15 protein-coding genes and 2 tRNA genes are annotated in these 15,427 nt (G+C 43.3%); 4 read left to right on the plus strand and 13 right to left on the minus strand.

What is annotated here, in order from left to right:
- The 11 genes from Q1A86_RS13995 to Q1A86_RS14045 all read right to left on the minus strand — a co-directional run bounded on the left by Q1A86_RS13995 (window position 1) and on the right by Q1A86_RS14045 (window position 9,428).
- Window positions 1-76: transfer RNA gene (locus Q1A86_RS13995), tRNA-Lys, on the minus strand.
- 59 nt (window positions 77-135) lie between these two features.
- Window positions 136-211: transfer RNA gene (locus Q1A86_RS14000), tRNA-Lys, on the minus strand.
- Window positions 212-404: 193 nt separating this feature from the next.
- Entirely contained in the window at window positions 405-1,130 is a 726-nt protein-coding gene (gene ybgF / locus Q1A86_RS14005; RefSeq protein ID WP_299807597.1) for a tol-pal system protein YbgF, read from the minus strand.
- A 24-nt stretch (window positions 1,131-1,154) separates the two neighbouring features.
- Window positions 1,155-1,694: a peptidoglycan-associated lipoprotein Pal gene (gene pal / locus Q1A86_RS14010; protein WP_299807599.1), complete on the minus strand. Its 540-nt coding sequence runs from the start codon at window positions 1,692-1,694 to the stop codon at window positions 1,155-1,157.
- Window positions 1,695-1,718: 24 nt separating this feature from the next.
- Window positions 1,719-3,041, minus strand: a complete 1,323-nt coding sequence (tolB, locus tag Q1A86_RS14015; RefSeq protein WP_299807601.1) for a Tol-Pal system beta propeller repeat protein TolB — start codon at window positions 3,039-3,041, stop codon at window positions 1,719-1,721.
- Window positions 3,042-3,050: 9 nt separating this feature from the next.
- Window positions 3,051-3,986, minus strand: coding sequence for a cell envelope integrity protein TolA (tolA, locus tag Q1A86_RS14020; protein WP_299807603.1), 936 nt, complete (start codon window positions 3,984-3,986; stop codon window positions 3,051-3,053).
- Window positions 3,987-4,424 carry a protein TolR gene (gene tolR / locus Q1A86_RS14025; protein ID WP_299807605.1) on the minus strand — a complete coding sequence of 146 codons (438 nt, stop codon included), beginning with the start codon at window positions 4,422-4,424 and terminating at the stop codon, window positions 3,987-3,989.
- Window positions 4,424-5,113, minus strand: a complete 690-nt coding sequence (gene tolQ / locus Q1A86_RS14030) for a protein TolQ (protein WP_220765437.1) — start codon at window positions 5,111-5,113, stop codon at window positions 4,424-4,426. The genes tolR and tolQ overlap by 1 nt, the downstream gene beginning before the upstream one ends.
- Window positions 5,103-5,501 (minus strand): tol-pal system-associated acyl-CoA thioesterase, encoded by a 399-nt coding sequence (gene ybgC, locus Q1A86_RS14035; RefSeq protein WP_299807609.1) that lies wholly within the window; start codon window positions 5,499-5,501, stop codon window positions 5,103-5,105. The genes tolQ and ybgC overlap by 11 nt, the downstream gene beginning before the upstream one ends.
- Window positions 5,502-5,740: 239 nt before the next feature.
- The gene (locus Q1A86_RS14040; RefSeq protein ID WP_299807611.1) at window positions 5,741-7,897 is read right to left on the minus strand and encodes a prolyl oligopeptidase family serine peptidase; all 2,157 of its coding nucleotides are present in this window, start codon (window positions 7,895-7,897) and stop codon (window positions 5,741-5,743) included.
- A gap of 661 nt (window positions 7,898-8,558) precedes the next feature.
- Window positions 8,559-9,428 (minus strand): OmpA family protein, encoded by an 870-nt coding sequence (locus Q1A86_RS14045; protein WP_299807613.1) that lies wholly within the window; start codon window positions 9,426-9,428, stop codon window positions 8,559-8,561.
- Between the two features lie 140 nt (window positions 9,429-9,568).
- Between Q1A86_RS14045 and rnt the strand changes: the two genes are divergently transcribed.
- Complete coding sequence (gene rnt, locus Q1A86_RS14050) at window positions 9,569-10,267, plus strand: ribonuclease T (protein WP_299807615.1); 699 nt, start codon at window positions 9,569-9,571, stop codon at window positions 10,265-10,267.
- A 215-nt stretch (window positions 10,268-10,482) separates the two neighbouring features.
- On the opposite strand, the gene Q1A86_RS14055 is transcribed toward rnt, so the two are convergent.
- The gene (locus Q1A86_RS14055) at window positions 10,483-11,088 is read right to left on the minus strand and encodes a peroxiredoxin (RefSeq protein WP_220782372.1); all 606 of its coding nucleotides are present in this window, start codon (window positions 11,086-11,088) and stop codon (window positions 10,483-10,485) included.
- Between the two features lie 316 nt (window positions 11,089-11,404).
- On the opposite strand from Q1A86_RS14055, the gene Q1A86_RS14060 reads away from it, so the two are divergent.
- The gene (locus Q1A86_RS14060) at window positions 11,405-12,724 is read left to right on the plus strand and encodes a Na+/H+ antiporter family protein (RefSeq protein ID WP_299807618.1); all 1,320 of its coding nucleotides are present in this window, start codon (window positions 11,405-11,407) and stop codon (window positions 12,722-12,724) included.
- Between the two features lie 149 nt (window positions 12,725-12,873).
- Here the strand turns inward: Q1A86_RS14060 and upp are convergent, their stop codons facing one another.
- A complete protein-coding gene (upp, locus tag Q1A86_RS14065) occupies window positions 12,874-13,500 on the minus strand; it encodes a uracil phosphoribosyltransferase (protein ID WP_299807620.1) in 627 nt (208 codons plus the stop codon).
- Window positions 13,501-13,720: 220 nt separating this feature from the next.
- Between upp and purM the strand changes: the two genes are divergently transcribed.
- A complete protein-coding gene (purM, locus tag Q1A86_RS14070; RefSeq protein WP_299807622.1) occupies window positions 13,721-14,761 on the plus strand; it encodes a phosphoribosylformylglycinamidine cyclo-ligase in 1,041 nt (346 codons plus the stop codon).
- Window positions 14,761-15,405 carry a phosphoribosylglycinamide formyltransferase gene (gene purN / locus Q1A86_RS14075; protein ID WP_299807624.1) on the plus strand — a complete coding sequence of 215 codons (645 nt, stop codon included), beginning with the start codon at window positions 14,761-14,763 and terminating at the stop codon, window positions 15,403-15,405. The genes purM and purN overlap by 1 nt, the downstream gene beginning before the upstream one ends.
- The last annotated feature ends 22 nt before the right edge of the window (window positions 15,406-15,427 follow it).

The raw sequence follows: 15,427 nt of genomic DNA on the forward strand, positions 1-15,427 counted from the left end.
TGGTGGGCTGTGAAGGATTCGAACCTTCGACCAATTGGTTAAAAGCCAACTGCTCTACCGACTGAGCTAACAGCCCCCTTGGGTATTGCGTCTCTGAATTCATCTACTTTATAAGTAAACCCACTTTCAGAAAAGTGGTGGGCTGTGAAGGATTCGAACCTTCGACCAATTGGTTAAAAGCCAACTGCTCTACCGACTGAGCTAACAGCCCCTCTGGTACTACTGGTGTCTTTTACCTAATTCATTAGAAGACTAATTTATAGGTTAAGACCCCCTCAAACGACTGTGTCGCTCTGAGGGCGCCTATAATACCTTTTTCATCTTCGCATGCAAGCGCAAATTTACCATTTCACTGCGTTTGTCTGAAAAACAATCTAAGAGATTGTTTTATGAATAAATCAGCATCAAAGTGATGAAAGTTGCTGCAATGCAATTCGGGCAGCGGCGCTGTTCGCATATTCCTGTGTGACTTTTTGATAATAAGCTTTGGCTTTAGCTTTATCTCCGGTCTTTTCTGCAATCATACCCAGCTTGACTAAACTTTCGCCACGCTTACTCGAATCGGTGTATTTTTCAACAACGGTAGTAAAAGCTTTAGAGGCTCCCTCAAACTCATTCTTATTATAAAGTAGCTGACCTAACCAATAATTAGCGTTAGGTGCATAGCTAGAGTTTGGGTAACGTTCAATAAATTGTGCAAAAGCAGGAATAGCAGCTTCGTACTTTTTCTCTTTCAATACTAAATTGACCGCTTGCTCATAGCTTGCAGTTTCACCTAGGCTTGAAGATGTAGAAGGTGTGGTGCTACTCGTATCAACTGCGACAGCAACCGCTGGCTTTGAAGAGAGCTTAGCTATGTCTTCATATAATTGGCGCTGTCTTTGTAACATCTGCTCAATTTGATACGACTGCTGTTCACTAAGGCCGCGTAAGTCCAAGACTTCTTGCTGCAATGTCTCTAAACGCTGCTGCATTTGAAATTCGCTTTGTTGCTTAGCTTTAATAACTCGCTCTAAACGAGCAACTCTATCGTCTGTAGAGCCACCAGCAATATCCTCAACAGGTGCAGGAGCTGCATAAGCAGAACCTGCAACTAGGATGATTGCCGCTGATAAAACGGCGTGCTTCATAAGGTAAACCTTTTACCTGTGATATTAATAAACGAGTACTGCACGACGATTTTTAGCAAAACCGTCATCTGAGCGAGAAAAATCTAAAGGTTTCTCTTCACCATAACTCACGATGCTCATTTGGCTTGGTTGAACACCCATGCCTTGTAGGTATTTAGCTACCGCTTTAGCTCGGCGCTCACCTAGTGCGATGTTATATTCTGGTGTACCACGCTCATCCGCATGACCTTCAATCATCACTCGAACATTTGGATGCTCAACAAGGTAGTCACCATGAGCGTTCAAAACCTCAGCGAATTGCTGAGAAACTGAGCTTCGGTCAAAATCAAAATAGATAATATGTTCTTTTCTCAACTCTTGGTACTTAAGGCGTTGCTGCTCTTCAGGAGTCAAGACTGGTGCAACTCCACCTGTTTCAACGCCATTGTTAGCATATTCACTCGATGAAGAAGACTCAGTAGAGCTCGTTGCATCCGTTTCAGACTCAGAAGTTGAGCTACAGGCGCTGATAGCCATAATAGGAAGTACGACTAGCATGGCTTTAAATAGCTTATTCAGATCCATTTTTTAAATCCTTAATCTTTATAGTTAGAGAAATGGTGACCAAGATGGTGATTTAACTTCACCCTGCCCTGCAGGCAGTCTTGCTTTAAAACGTCCATCCATAGAAACCGCAGCCAATACCTGCTTCCCTTGATATGTCGTTCCATAAATAACCATGGTGCCATTAGGCGCCACGCTTGGTGATTCATCTAATCGCGTACTGGTCAGGACTTGCATAAAACGTGTCTCAAGATCCATACGAGCGATATTAAATTTACCGTTAGTGCGATTAACGAAAATAATACTGCGTCCATCGGGAGAAATCGAACCGCCTAGGTTCCACTCACCTTCAAACGTTAAGCGAGAAATTTTACCTGAATCAAGGAAGACGCGATATAACTGTGGGCGTCCACCACGCTCAGAAGTAATAAGTAGCGACTTACCATCAGGGAACCAAGACGGCTCAGTATCGATAGCATAGTGATTCGTCACTCGCTTAATCGCCTTAGTCGCAATATCAACTACATAGACTTCTGGCTGACCGTCCTTCGAAAGTGTTACCGCCAGCTTCTTACCATCAGGTGAAAATACTGGCGCGCCGTTAATACCATCAAAACTAGTTATCTTAGAGCGTTGCTGGGTATAGATGTTTTGCACAAACACCTCGGCTTTACGGTTCTCAAAGCTAACATAAGTTAAGCGCTGCCCGTCTGGAGACCAAGATGGTGACATCAATGGTTCAGGGGAGCGTAACAACATCTGCTCATTATAACCATCATAATCAGCAATCATCAGTTTATAAGGAGACTTTTCACCGTGATTAACAACAACATAAGCTACGCGAGTTAAAAATGCGCCACGAATACCTGTCAGCTTCTCATAAACCACATCACTGATCCTGTGGCCGTACTGACGAAACTGCGCCGCACTAATCACGGTTTCACGGCTGTCAATTACTAGATCTTTAGTCGACTTAGAATCAGATTGAAGTTGGGCTTTAACTAAGTCAATGAGCTCAAAACTCACTAGGTATTTGTCGCCACCATAAGGCTTAATCGACCCCATCACCACAGCTTCTGCAGGCTGCGCCATCCAAGCGGATGCATTAAATTGAGCTAAAGTACTAATTCCACGTTGTGGCAAGCTTAACTCATCGGCAGGGCTAAACGTGCCACTTCGCGCAAGATCAGACATCACCACGTCGGAGATCTGCGATGGCATTGGACCGGTACCTTGCCAAACAAATGGTATAACCGCGATGGGTCTCGCTGCATCAACTCCTTCGGTAATGATAATATCTAATGCGGCCTTTACCGGCATGCTGCAGATAAGCAGGCTTGTCAGCAACCATTTTCCCAAATTTTTCATGAGACTCCTTTAATCAAACTCAGGTTGAACTGTTAAATTAATTTCTTTTAGCTTGTTATAAACGTCGGGTTCGCTCGATACTGGTAACCTGCCCGCTTTATTAATCGCAGCTTTAGTCGCACGGCAAACTACGCTATCACCATCAAGTGTTTGACTCGCAGTCACAAATCCATCGTTAGCTAATCGAATGAATACCCGACAACTCTTACCGCGCATCGATTCATCAACAACTAAGTTACGCTGAATGGTTGCTCGGATCATAGAGGTATAACGTTGCACCTCACTCATCACTTGTTTATTTCGTGTTTGAGAAAGTGCCGCTTGCTCCGCAGCTAATGCATCTTCCATCATCTGCTCTTGCTCACGCCTAGCTTGCTCTTCAGCTTTGCGCTTACGTTCAGCTTCAGCTTTACGTTTTCGCTCTTCTTCAGCCTTTTTAGCAGCTGCTTCTTCAGCTTTACGTTTCTCAGCCGCTTTTCTTGCCGCTTCTTCTGAGGCTTTACGTTCTTTCTCTTTCTGCTTACGCTCAGCTTCGGCTTTCGCCGCCTTCTCTTTTTCCTGTTTCTGCTTTAACTGTGCAGCCTTCGCTGCATCGGCGGCGTTCTTTGTTTCAATCTCTTTTTGCTTACGTTCTTGCTCAAGTTTCTTAATTCGAGCCTGCTCTCGTTCGCGCTCTTTACGGGCTTCACGTACTTGTCTATCCGCCTCATCTTGGCGGGCCTTTTCTTTACGTTCAGCCTCTCGTTTTTCAGCTTTTAACTTTTCAACGTGTTCAGCAACCTTTTGCTGATCGACAACCACAGCCTGGACCGCTGGCGCACTCGCTTGTGGTTGAGGCTTGGGCTTATCTGAAAAATCGACACCTAAGGCAAGAATAACTATCACGCCAATATGAATCCCAGCTGAAATCGCAACGGGAAGGGTTAAATCAGATTTAGCCGCCACTTAGTTATCCTCCGGCGAATCTGTCATTAACCCAACCGAAGGTACCCCAGCACCTTGCAAGGTCACCATCAGTTGGATCACTTTCTCATAGGGGATTGAGCGATCGGCCTTAACAACAACTGGACGCTCTGGCTCTAACTGAATAATTGCCCCAACACGTACAGCAACTTCATCTAAGTCTAAAACGTCTTTGCTGCTTGAGCTGCCTACATCTAGGTAATACTCCCCCATGGCATCAATTGATGCGACAACAGGAGGTTTACTGTCTGCAGGTAAAGATTCGGCTTCACCTTGAGGTAAATCGACCTTAACACCTTGGGTCACAATAGGTGCTGTAACCATAAAAATAATCAGCAGTACCAACATCACATCGATATAGGGCACCACGTTAATCTCAGCAACCGGACGACGGCGCTTCCTTTGGTAGCCTTGATGCATTATGCCTGTTCCTTCTCGCTGTATGCTTGGCGATGCAAAATGCTAGAGAACTCTTCCATAAAGTTGGCATAAGACATTTCAACTTTCTCGACTTGAGTTGAGAAACGGTTATAGGCAATAACCGCAGGGATCGCTGCAAATAAACCCATCGCCGTTGCAATCAAGGCCTCTGCGATGCCTGGAGCGACCATGGCAAGTGTGGCGTTTTCAACCGCGCCCAATGCGATAAAGGAGTTCATGATCCCCCATACCGTACCAAACAGACCAATATAAGGGCTGGTTGAACCGATAGTTGCCAATAAAGGCAGATGAGTTTCAAGCTTTTCTAATTCACGAGATAGCGATACGCGCATTGCACGATAACTGCCATCCATCACAGCTTCAGGTACACGGCCATTAAGCTTGCTTAAACGGGCATACTCTTTAAAACCGGTAACAAATAAAGACGACAAGCCAGAGTTACTGTCTTGTCTCGCCGACAACTCCTGATAAAGCTTGTTCAAGTCGACACCTGACCAAAACTTATCTTCAAACTTTAGCGCTTCTTTCTTTGCTGCGTTTAATAACTTTCGGCGCTGAATAATCACCGCCCAAGAGGCGATAGACAAACCTAGCAATGTAAGCATGACCAATTTAACTAGTAGGCTTGCCTGTAAAAATAATCCAATAAAAGAAATATCAGCTTCCACCTTTAAACTCCTGCGCAATATGTTGGGGAATGGCTTTGGGTCTCATACGTGATAGTGCAACACAGGCAACAACAATGTCAGCCTCACAATACACCACACCTTGCTCGTCAATTAAGCGTTGCTGGAACACCATTGAGGCTTTCTTAAGTTGTATGACCTTAGTTTCTACAATAAGGTTCTGTTCAAAACGTGCAGCCTTGCAAAAATCTAATTCTGCACGTTTAACAACAAACGCAGTGTCCTCTGCTAATAAGGCTGTTTGACTAACCTGCATAGCGCGTAACCACTCGGTTCGTGCCCGCTCAAAAAACTTAAGGTAATTTGAGTGGTAAACGACGCCACCTGCATCCGTATCTTCATAGTAAACCGAAATAGGCCAACGAAACATAAACGATAATCGCCAATCGATGAGATAAAATAGAGGCCTACTATACCTAGCCAGTATGCAATTGTGAATCGACATATGTGATATGCCATGCGCTTCTTCATAAAATTTTGTTAATCAACTAAATCCTTGTTGGATAGGCGCCCTAGCAATGAGTACCTCGAACTCAAAGCTAGGTACACATTTTATTTCACCCATAAAAAAGGAAGCCGAAGCTTCCTTTTCAAGAGTTTTCAAATGACTTATTTGCCTATTTTAGCCGGCACTTGCAGTCCAAAATTATGCCAAAGGAAACTATAGATATCGGCAAACTCATCAATCTTCATTGAGGTTGGTTTACCTGCGCCATGTCCTGCCTTAGATTCAATACGCATAATCACTGGAGCATCACCTTGCTGTTTATCTTGCATCAAGGCGCCAAACTTAAAGCTATGCAGTGGTACTACACGGTCGTCATGATCCGCAGTCATCACCATGGTCGCAGGGTACGCTTGAGCTTTTAGGTTATGGTATGGCGAATAAGCATAAAGTGCAGGGAATTGCTCGGCATTATCTGCGCTGCCATATTCACTAGTCCAGGCCCAGCCAATGGTGAATTTTTGGAAACGTAACATATCGAGAACGCCAACAGCAGGCAGAACTGCGGCAAAAAGTTCTGGTCGCTGTGTGAGCGCCGCCCCCATTAATAAACCACCATTACTGCGACCATAAGCACCTAACTTAGAAGAGTTAGTATAATCTTGATCTATCAAGTACTCAGCGGCAGCGTAGTAGTCATCAAATACGTTCTGTTTTTTATCGAACATGCCCGCCTGATGCCAGCTTTCACCATATTCGGCTCCGCCACGAAGGTTTGGCACTGCATACACGCCCCCCATATCCATCCAAGCAATATTGGCAGGGCTAAAGCGAGGTGTTAGCGAAATAGCAAAGCCACCGTAAGCATAAAGTAACGTCGGATTTTGGCCGTCTTTTTTCATGCCTTTCTTATAAGAGATCATCATAGGTACTTTAGTGCCATCTTTGCTGGTATAAAAAACCTGCTCAGAAATATAGTCACTTGGATCGAAAGAGATCTCTGGTTTTGAATAAATGGTCGACTCGCCCGTTTCAAAATCAAATTTATAGGTTGTTTGTGGCTGAGTGTAACTATTGAAAACATAATAGAAGTAATCTTTACTGCGCTTACCGTAAGGGCCTGCGATTTTACCTTTACCCGGTAGAGTGACATCTTGGCGCTTGTCACCATTCATGTTGTAAACCGTCAGCTTACCTAATACATCATGCAGATAACTCACTACAAAATGGTCGTTAATAATCTTTATGCTGCTGATAGGATCTTTTAGCTCTGGAATAATCGTTTTCCAATTATCTTTGGCGCTATTGTTTACATCGACCGCAATAACTTTACCGTTTGGCGCGTTATAGTCGGTTTTAAAGTAAAACACTGAACCATCGTTGCCGATAAACTGATACTCAGCTTCAAGCTCGGCAATAAGCTCGACTACTTCAGCCTTTGGATCGTTAAGAGACTTATAAAAGAAGCGATTACGGCTGTCTGTGCCTTGTGAAATATAAAGCAGCAGATAGTCACCGTTTTCCGATACTTCTATACCAAAACCCCAATCCTTATTTTGTGGTCTTTCGTAAACTAAAGTATCTTCGCTTTGACTGGTGCCAATCTTATGGAAGTATACTTTTTGGTTAAAGTTGACGTCTGCAAGCGCATTGCCCCCCTCAGGCGCATCATAACGGGCATAATAGACACCACTATTATCACTATTCCAAACTGCACTTGAAAACTTTATCCAATCCAACTCATCGGCCAACTTGTTACCAGTCGCGACATCAATAAAGTGCCATGCCTGCCAATCAGAACCCGATTTAGAAACACCATAAGCCAGTGTCTTACCGTCATCGCTCACAGATACACCTGATAAAGCAACGGTGCCGTCATCTGAAAAACGATTCGGGTCTAGTGCGATTTTAGCCTGACCATCTGCACCTGTGACATATAGAACAGACTGTGCTTGTAACCCATCATTACGGTAATAAAACGTGTTATCACCCTTCTCAAACGGTGCCGAAATCTTTTCAAAATTCCAAAGCTCAGTAATACGGTCAACAATCGCCTGTTTATTTTCGATATTAGCGAGATATTCGTGACCCGCCTTTTGCTGTTCAGTTACCCATTTTTTCGTTTTATCTGATTCAACTTCTAAATAGCGATAAGGGTCAGCAACCTGAACACCGTGTATCGTTTCCACCACACTGTCTTGACTTGCCGCAATAGTATTTGTTGTATTGTCTTGTGTCGGTTGTGACTGGCAACCCACTACAGCTATGCCTAAGCCTATAGCTAACAAGTGCTTTTTAGTTAGTATCGAATGAATTCGCATTTTTTATCCCTGATAAACTGACTCTTTTAACAAGCCTTATGTTCATATAGTTAGGTTTTTGTAATTAGATAATCTTATTTTGTCCCTAACCCCTTCTTCACTGCGCACTATACAAACTAAAAAAATACATCGCAAAGTTTGTTTCACTATTAGATTAAGCCTAAGCCACTAGCAACCGTTAATAATTTGGCAACATAGATGAATTAAATATCATGCGAAACTCCCGACTAAGTGTGACCAAATCCACAGTATCCGTGCTATACGTATCTTTTATCGACAAATTCATCTTTATTCAATATTAGAAAAACTAATGCATGAGTGTAATAATTCTAGTTTGTCAGTGTCACGTGTGGGCCCTATAATTCATCTCGTTTTCAGGAAGTGTCTGCTTAGCAGATTCGGAAACAAAGAACTCTTAAACTTTGGTGGTTATCCACGAAAGTTATATCCCTGGTTCTTATGCTTGACTTCCTTCCTTCAATTTGTTGATTGCAATGATTTATTTTTGCGGCCCGCTTACTATGTAAGCGGGCTCTTTTTTATCTGCAATCTGGCAAGTTTACCAAATCTCCTTATGTTTTCGCATAAAAAAGCCCAGCAATTAAGCTAGGCTATTTAAAGAGTTCTGTTCGAATATCTGAGTTCGAAAACTTCAGTTAAGTTACAGCGGTTTACTTATCCTAATCACAACACGACGGTTTCGCGAACGCTCATCGATCGTTTGATTCGAGGCGACATGCCTTTTCTCACCATGTCCCTGAGTATGTATTCGGTTTTGGCCAATACCACTGGCCACAAAAAACTCCTTCACCGAATCGGCACGCTCTTCAGACACCTTCTGATTGACGCTACGACCACCATAACTATCGGTGTAAGCATCAATAAGAACCAAATCGACGTTCTGATCGTAAGCTAGGTATTCTTGCACTCTGGCAATCTGCGACTTTGCATAACGTGTCAATTCGGTTCCGCCAGATTCATAAGTTAATACCGTAAACGCAATATCTTCAAACGAATAGGGTAATAGCGAAGACAAGCAAGACTTAAACTCGGCGTATTGACGCCTAAAGTTTACCGCTGATAATCCAACAGCTATTTTATTGGTCTCATTATACCAATCGGCATAATAAAAAGTCGGCTGCATACCACTTTCAAGTTCGGCAAGCATAGACCAGGCTGCATTACGCGGCACTTCTCCGCTAAAGTACTTTTGATAAGTTAGCTCAGTGATCTCTTTAGACAAAACACCAGGGCGCCAAGCTGGAGCCATGCTCATCAATTTTGCTTGTGTCACCTGATCAGGTTTAACCCACATATCTAAGGTGAAGTTTAAGTTGTGATCTTTACCTGCACGACTTGTAAACACCGCTTTGCCATAGGCAGGGATGTCATGCTCTAGGCGGCACATAACAGGGTTATTGCCACTCAAACGCCACTGCGACTCCTCTAAAGAAGCCACATATTGCCTCAATTCTGCACTCGCAAAAAATGGTAGACACAATAATGATGCTAAAATCACACTAAGCCGCATAGATTCACTCTCTAAATTTCTATCACTACTCTCTATCGGCAAAGATTTATCTTTCTTTAGCCTATAAATCAATCAAACGAACATGACAGTCATTATGAGTTGCCGCATAATAGCCACTTGCACTCTTTTGGGAAATTTTAATGACTGACACTTTCGACCCTAATTTATTGAAAAACCGCTTTAGAGGGTATTTCCCAGTGGTCATTGACGTTGAAACTGCCGGTTTTAACTCGAAAACAGACGCGCTGCTAGAGATTGCCGTCACTATGTTAAAAATGGATGAAGACGGTGTGCTTGCTCTAGATAAGACACTGCATTTCAATATTGAACCTTTTGAAGGGGCCAACCTTGAACCTGAAGCGTTGGCCTTTACTGGTATCGACCCAACCAATCCACTGCGCGGCGCAGTTAGCGAAAAAGAAGCATTCTTAGAAATATTTAAAGAAGTCAAAAAAGCGCAAAAAGCCGCAGGTTGTCATCGTAGTATTATTGTGGCTCACAATGCGGCATTTGATCATGGTTTTGTGACTCAAGCGATTGAGCGTAACGGGCTTAAACGCACACCGTTTCACCCATTTGCTACATTCGACACCGCAGCACTTGCAGGCTTAGCCATTGGCCATACCGTACTCGCAAAAGCCTGTGCGATGGCCGGGATCCCTTTTGACAATAAAGAAGCCCACTCGGCACTATATGATACTGAGCGCACTGCAGAGCTATTTTGCTTAATCGTAAACCGCTGGAAGGCACTGGGTGGTTGGCCGTTTATTGCTGATGAAGAAGCTTACAAAGCAAAAGAAGCTGACACAAACTCTGCTGAAGAACAAACTGAAAGCTAACTGGTTAAGTAACTAAGTGACATTTTGCATATCAATAGCTAACTAAAAGGCGAAGAATTAATTTCTTCGTCTTTTTTATACCCTTTGTCTCGTCCAGGATTGTATGTCTTATCGTAATGGGTATTAGCCATTACGTTTGTCCAAATTTTAATAACAAAAAAGCTGCGATAAACGCAGCTTTTTTTATGCTTTAACCACTCTATTTCATCAAGAAATTATAGTGCGTCAGCATTGTCTGTTAGGTAAGAAGCAACGCCTTCTGGGCTTGCGTCCATACCTTTGTCACCTTTTTCCCAACCCGCTGGACATACATCGCCGTGATCTTCGTGGAATTGAAGCGCATCAACCATACGGATCATTTCGTCAACGTTACGACCTAGTGGAAGATCGTTAACCACTTGGTGGCGAACTTGACCTTCTTTGTCGATTAGGAAAGAACCACGGAATGCAACACCCGCTTCTGGATGCTCAACGTCGTACGCTTTACAGATCTCATGCTTAACGTCAGCAACTAGCGTGTATTGAACTTGGCCAATACCACCCTTGTCTACTGGCGTGTTACGCCATGCGTTGTGAGTGAACTGAGAATCGATTGAAACACCGATTACTTCAACGCCACGCTTCTTGAATTCATCCATGCGGTGATCAAAAGCAATTAGCTCTGATGGACACACGAAAGTGAAATCTAGTGGGTAGAAGAATACTACGGCAGTCTTTCCTTTAATTGCTTCAGACAGGTTAAAGGTATCAACAATTTCACCATTACCTAGTACTGCAGCAGCAGTAAAATCAGGGGCCGGACGGCCGACTAATACGCTCATTTTATTTCTCCATCTATGGATTGCTAAAAACGCTGTTTCGTTTAAATCTAGAAGCATTATATGCAGTGTTTTGCTCTATACAAGCTATTTGCGAGCAATATCACTTTTTTAAATGATAATTCTGTTAACTGACCACTATCACGTCAGGTTAACCCTGTTTTCACTGCTACTATTTACACTTTGTTTGCATATTCAGGTACAGCTAATTCACAACTCTGTTTGAATTCAAGATATCCAGCATAGTTACTGGACATAATGCGTATTAACAGGCAAAAATGGTCTCAACTTCAAATATAAGAAATAGATTAATCATATTATGAATGCTGTTGTCATCGCTGTATGCCTAATGTTAGGCCTCAGCTTAGCTAGAGTTAATATTGTCATTGCGCTCACCATTTCAGCCTTAGTAGCCGGTCTTGTTGGTGGCATGGATCTCCATCAAACGGTCGCCGCTTTTAATACTGGTCTTGGTGGCGGTGCGCAAATAGCCTTAAGCTATGCGCTACTGGGCGCTTTTGCTGTTGCTTTATCGCATTCAGGTTTAACGACATTGATTTCGAGCAAAGTTATTAGCTTATTAGGCAAAGAACAAAACAGTACCAACAATAACTTAGTGCGCTGGGTGTTACTATTAACCATTCTTGCGATGGCTATTTCTTCACAAAATATCTTGCCGATCCACATAGCATTCATTCCTATTTTAATCCCGCCATTACTGCATGTAATGTCAAAATTAAAAATGGATCGTCGTTTAGTTGCTTGTGTGCTTACATTTGGTTTAGTGACTACCTATATGGTATTGCCTGTCGGCTTTGGCGGTATATTTCTTTACGATATTTTATTAACCAACCTCAATAGTAATGATTTGCAGGCCGTTCAAGCACAAGTTGCGCCCGCGATGATTATTCCCGCTCTAGGCATGGTGTTTGGTTTATTAGTTGCTATCTTTATCAGCTACCGTAAACCTCGCGAATATAAAGAAGAGCAAATTCTAGCTGCCGAACCTGAAGAAGCCTTAAATAAGCGTAATATTGTTATTGCGGTTATTGCGGTTATTTCTACCTTAGTGGTGCAGCTCTATACTGGCTCAATGATTTTCGGTGCTTTGATTGGCTTTATCGTGTTTAGCTTTTCAGGTGCACTTAAGCATGTTGCCGATCAAGATATCTTCAACCAAGGCGTTCGCATGATGGCCAATATTGGCTTTATCATGATATCTGCTGCAGGCTTTGCAGCTGTGATAAAAGGTACAGGGGATGTTGCGAGCTTAGTTGAGATTATGAATACAGCAATAGGTGACAATAAAGCACTGGCTGCGTTCTTGATGCTACTGGTTGGTTTACTTATTACTATGGGTATTGGCTCATCGTTTTCGACTATACCAATTATTGCCGCTATCTATGTACCTTTGGCGATGAGCTTTGGTTTCTCTGTTGAAGCGACGATTGCGCTAGTGGGCACCGCTGCTGCGCTAGGAGATGCAGGTTCACCAGCATCAGAGTCGACTTTAGGGCCTACTGCGGGTCTAAATGCCGATGGACAGCACGACCATATGAAAGACAGCGTGATCCCAACCTTTATTCACTACAACATTCCATTGCTAGTATTTGGCTGGGTTGCGGCTATGGTGCTGTAGGTCTAGGCTTGGGTATTTAAGGTCCTAGGTCCTAGGTCCTAGGTCCTAGAAAAATGAGAACAAAAAAGGAGCCATTTGGCTCCTTTTTAATGTTAGGTGATTTAATTAGCTAAAATTTAAACCACCTCAACTTATGACAACATCAGTACTTATTTAGTACCAAAAATCTTATCGCCCGCATCACCAAGACCAGGCAGAATGTAACCTTGCTCATTTAGGCAGTCGTCGATTGATGCAGTATAAAGTTCGATATCTGGATGCGCTTTTTCTAGTGCAGCAACACCCTCTGGAGCCGCTACAAGCACAAGAGCTTTAATCGCTGTACAGCCGCGCTCTTTTAGTAGATCGATTGTCGAAATCATCGAACCACCCGTTGCCAGCATTGGATCAACTACCAAGGCAATACGTGAAGGCATGTCACTGGCTAGCTTTTCAAAATATGGTACAGGCTCAAGTGTCTCTTCGTCACGGTAGATACCTACAACAGAGATACGTGCACTCGGAACGTGCTCAAGAACGCCGTCCATCATACCAAGACCTGCACGAAGGATTGGCACTACAGTGACCTTCTTACCTTTGATCTGTTCAATTTCAACAGGACCATTCCAACCTTCAATCGTTACCTTCTCAGTTTCGAAGTCAGCCGTTGCTTCATAAGTCAGTAAACTGCCCACTTCTGCCGCTAATTCGCGAAAACGTTTGGTACTGATATTACCTTCGCGCATTAATCCAATTTTATGACGGACTAAAGGATGTTTAACTTCAACGACTTTCATCTTGTTCTCCTGATTTTCTAACGTATTTTTCACGGTAAATTTTAACGATTTTAGTAGATTTGTTCATATAGGAAAACTTAAAGTTTCAAAAAGGCGGTAAATCGTGACCTCTGTCGCTAAGTTTATTGAAAAACTAAGCTTTCGAGCCTACTCACAAGCTGATAGAATGGCGCCGCGTAAAATCCAATAATAATCTATACCCGTACCCGAGAGGATCTCCGTGAGCACTCCTACTACCCCACTAAGCTATAAAGATGCAGGCGTTGATATCGATGCCGGAAATGCACTAGTTAACAACATCAAGTCAGCAGTAAAACGTACCCGCCGTCCAGAAGTTATGGGCAACCTAGGTGGTTTTGGTGCACTTTGTGAGCTACCAACTAAGTATAAGCATCCAGTACTGGTTTCTGGTACTGATGGTGTCGGCACTAAGTTACGCCTTGCTATCGACTATAAAAAACACGATAACGTAGGTGTTGATTTAGTTGCCATGTGTTCAAACGATCTAATCGTTTCAGGTGCAGAGCCACTGTTCTTCCTTGACTACTATGCGACAGGCAAACTTGATGTTGAAGTTGCGACCGCCGTTGTTAAAGGAATTGCTGAAGGCTGTGTGCAATCAGGCTGTGCATTAATCGGCGGTGAAACTGCTGAAATGCCAGGCATGTACGAAGGCGACGACTACGACCTAGCAGGTTTCTGCGTTGGCGTTGTAGAGAAAGAAGAGATCATCGACGGCACTAAAGTGCAAGAAGGTGATGCCCTTATCGCACTAGCTTCAAGTGGTCCACACTCAAATGGTTTCTCACTTATCCGTAAGGTATTAGAAGTGAGCAAGGCCGATCCAGCGCAAGAACTTGCCGGAAAGCCACTAATCGACCATTTGCTAGAACCAACAAAAATTTATGTAAAGTCATTGCTTAAATTGCTTGAACAGCATGATGTTCATGCAATGTCGCACATTACAGGCGGTGGCTTCTGGGAAAATATCCCACGCGTATTGCCAGAAGATTGCAAAGCAGTGGTACAAAGCGAATCTTGGCAGTGGCCAGTCGTGTTTAATTGGTTGATGGAAAACGGCAACATTTCACAATTTGAAATGTACCGCACCTTCAACTGTGGTGTTGGTATGGTTGTCGCCTTACCAGCTGATAAAGTCGATTCAGCCTTAGAACTGTTAAAAGCAGAAGGCGAGAACGCTTGGTTAATCGGTAACATTGCCAAGCGTAACGGCGAAGAAGAGCAAGTGGAGATCCTGTAATGCCCCAGAGTTGTCGCGTTTTAGTATTAATTTCAGGTAACGGCAGTAACTTACAAGCCATTATTGATGGTTGTGACGATAACCTCCAAGCCGAAGTTGTTGGCGTGATCAGTAACAAGCCCGATGCCTATGGATTGGTTCGTGCGCACCAAAATGAGATTGATACCAGCTGCGTGATAGCTCATACCGGCGAAACAAGACAAGAGTACGACGCAAGACTGCTCAATGCGATAGAAAAGTATCAGCCAGATCTTGTGGTATTAGCTGGCTTTATGCGAATTCTAAGCGACGAGTTCGTACAGCGTTTCGAAGGCAAGATGGTAAACATCCACCCTTCTCTCTTGCCTAAATATACAGGTTTACACACTCATCAACGTGCTATTGATGCAAAAGATACTGAGCATGGTGCAAGCGTACATTTTGTGACACCAGAACTCGATGCAGGTCCGGTGATCTTGCAAGCTAAAGTACCTGTTTATGAAGATGATACTGCCGATACTGTGGCAGAGCGTGTTCATGAGCAAGAACATGCTATTTACCCGCTTGTGGTTAAATGGTTCAGCCAGAATCGCTTAAGCATGGTAGATGGCGCTGCTCAATTAGATGGTCAAGCGCTTCCTGCGAATGGTTACGCTGCTGACTAAGCAAATATTTAAATAGCAAAAA

Source organism: uncultured Shewanella sp. (assembly GCF_947497935.1).
GTDB lineage: Bacteria > Pseudomonadota > Gammaproteobacteria > Enterobacterales > Shewanellaceae > Shewanella.

Excerpts from the sequence above, each read along its gene's own strand:
- ybgF (WP_299807597.1), bottom strand. The coding sequence starts at position 1,130 with ATGAAGCACGCCGTTTTATCAGCGGCAATCATCCTAGTTGCAGGTTCT.
- pal (WP_299807599.1), bottom strand. The coding sequence starts at position 1,694 with ATGGATCTGAATAAGCTATTTAAAGCCATGCTAGTCGTACTTCCTATT.
- tolB (WP_299807601.1), bottom strand. The coding sequence starts at position 3,041 with ATGAAAAATTTGGGAAAATGGTTGCTGACAAGCCTGCTTATCTGCAGC.
- tolR (WP_299807605.1), bottom strand. The coding sequence starts at position 4,424 with ATGCATCAAGGCTACCAAAGGAAGCGCCGTCGTCCGGTTGCTGAGATT.
- ybgC (WP_299807609.1), bottom strand. The coding sequence starts at position 5,501 with ATGTTTCGTTGGCCTATTTCGGTTTACTATGAAGATACGGATGCAGGT.
- Q1A86_RS14040 (WP_299807611.1), bottom strand. The coding sequence starts at position 7,897 with ATGCGAATTCATTCGATACTAACTAAAAAGCACTTGTTAGCTATAGGC.
- Q1A86_RS14045 (WP_299807613.1), bottom strand. The coding sequence starts at position 9,428 with ATGCGGCTTAGTGTGATTTTAGCATCATTATTGTGTCTACCATTTTTT.
- rnt (WP_299807615.1), top strand. The coding sequence starts at position 9,569 with ATGACTGACACTTTCGACCCTAATTTATTGAAAAACCGCTTTAGAGGG.
- Q1A86_RS14055 (WP_220782372.1), bottom strand. The coding sequence starts at position 11,088 with ATGAGCGTATTAGTCGGCCGTCCGGCCCCTGATTTTACTGCTGCTGCA.
- Q1A86_RS14060 (WP_299807618.1), top strand. The coding sequence starts at position 11,405 with ATGAATGCTGTTGTCATCGCTGTATGCCTAATGTTAGGCCTCAGCTTA.
- upp (WP_299807620.1), bottom strand. The coding sequence starts at position 13,500 with ATGAAAGTCGTTGAAGTTAAACATCCTTTAGTCCGTCATAAAATTGGA.
- purN (WP_299807624.1), top strand. The coding sequence starts at position 14,761 with ATGCCCCAGAGTTGTCGCGTTTTAGTATTAATTTCAGGTAACGGCAGT.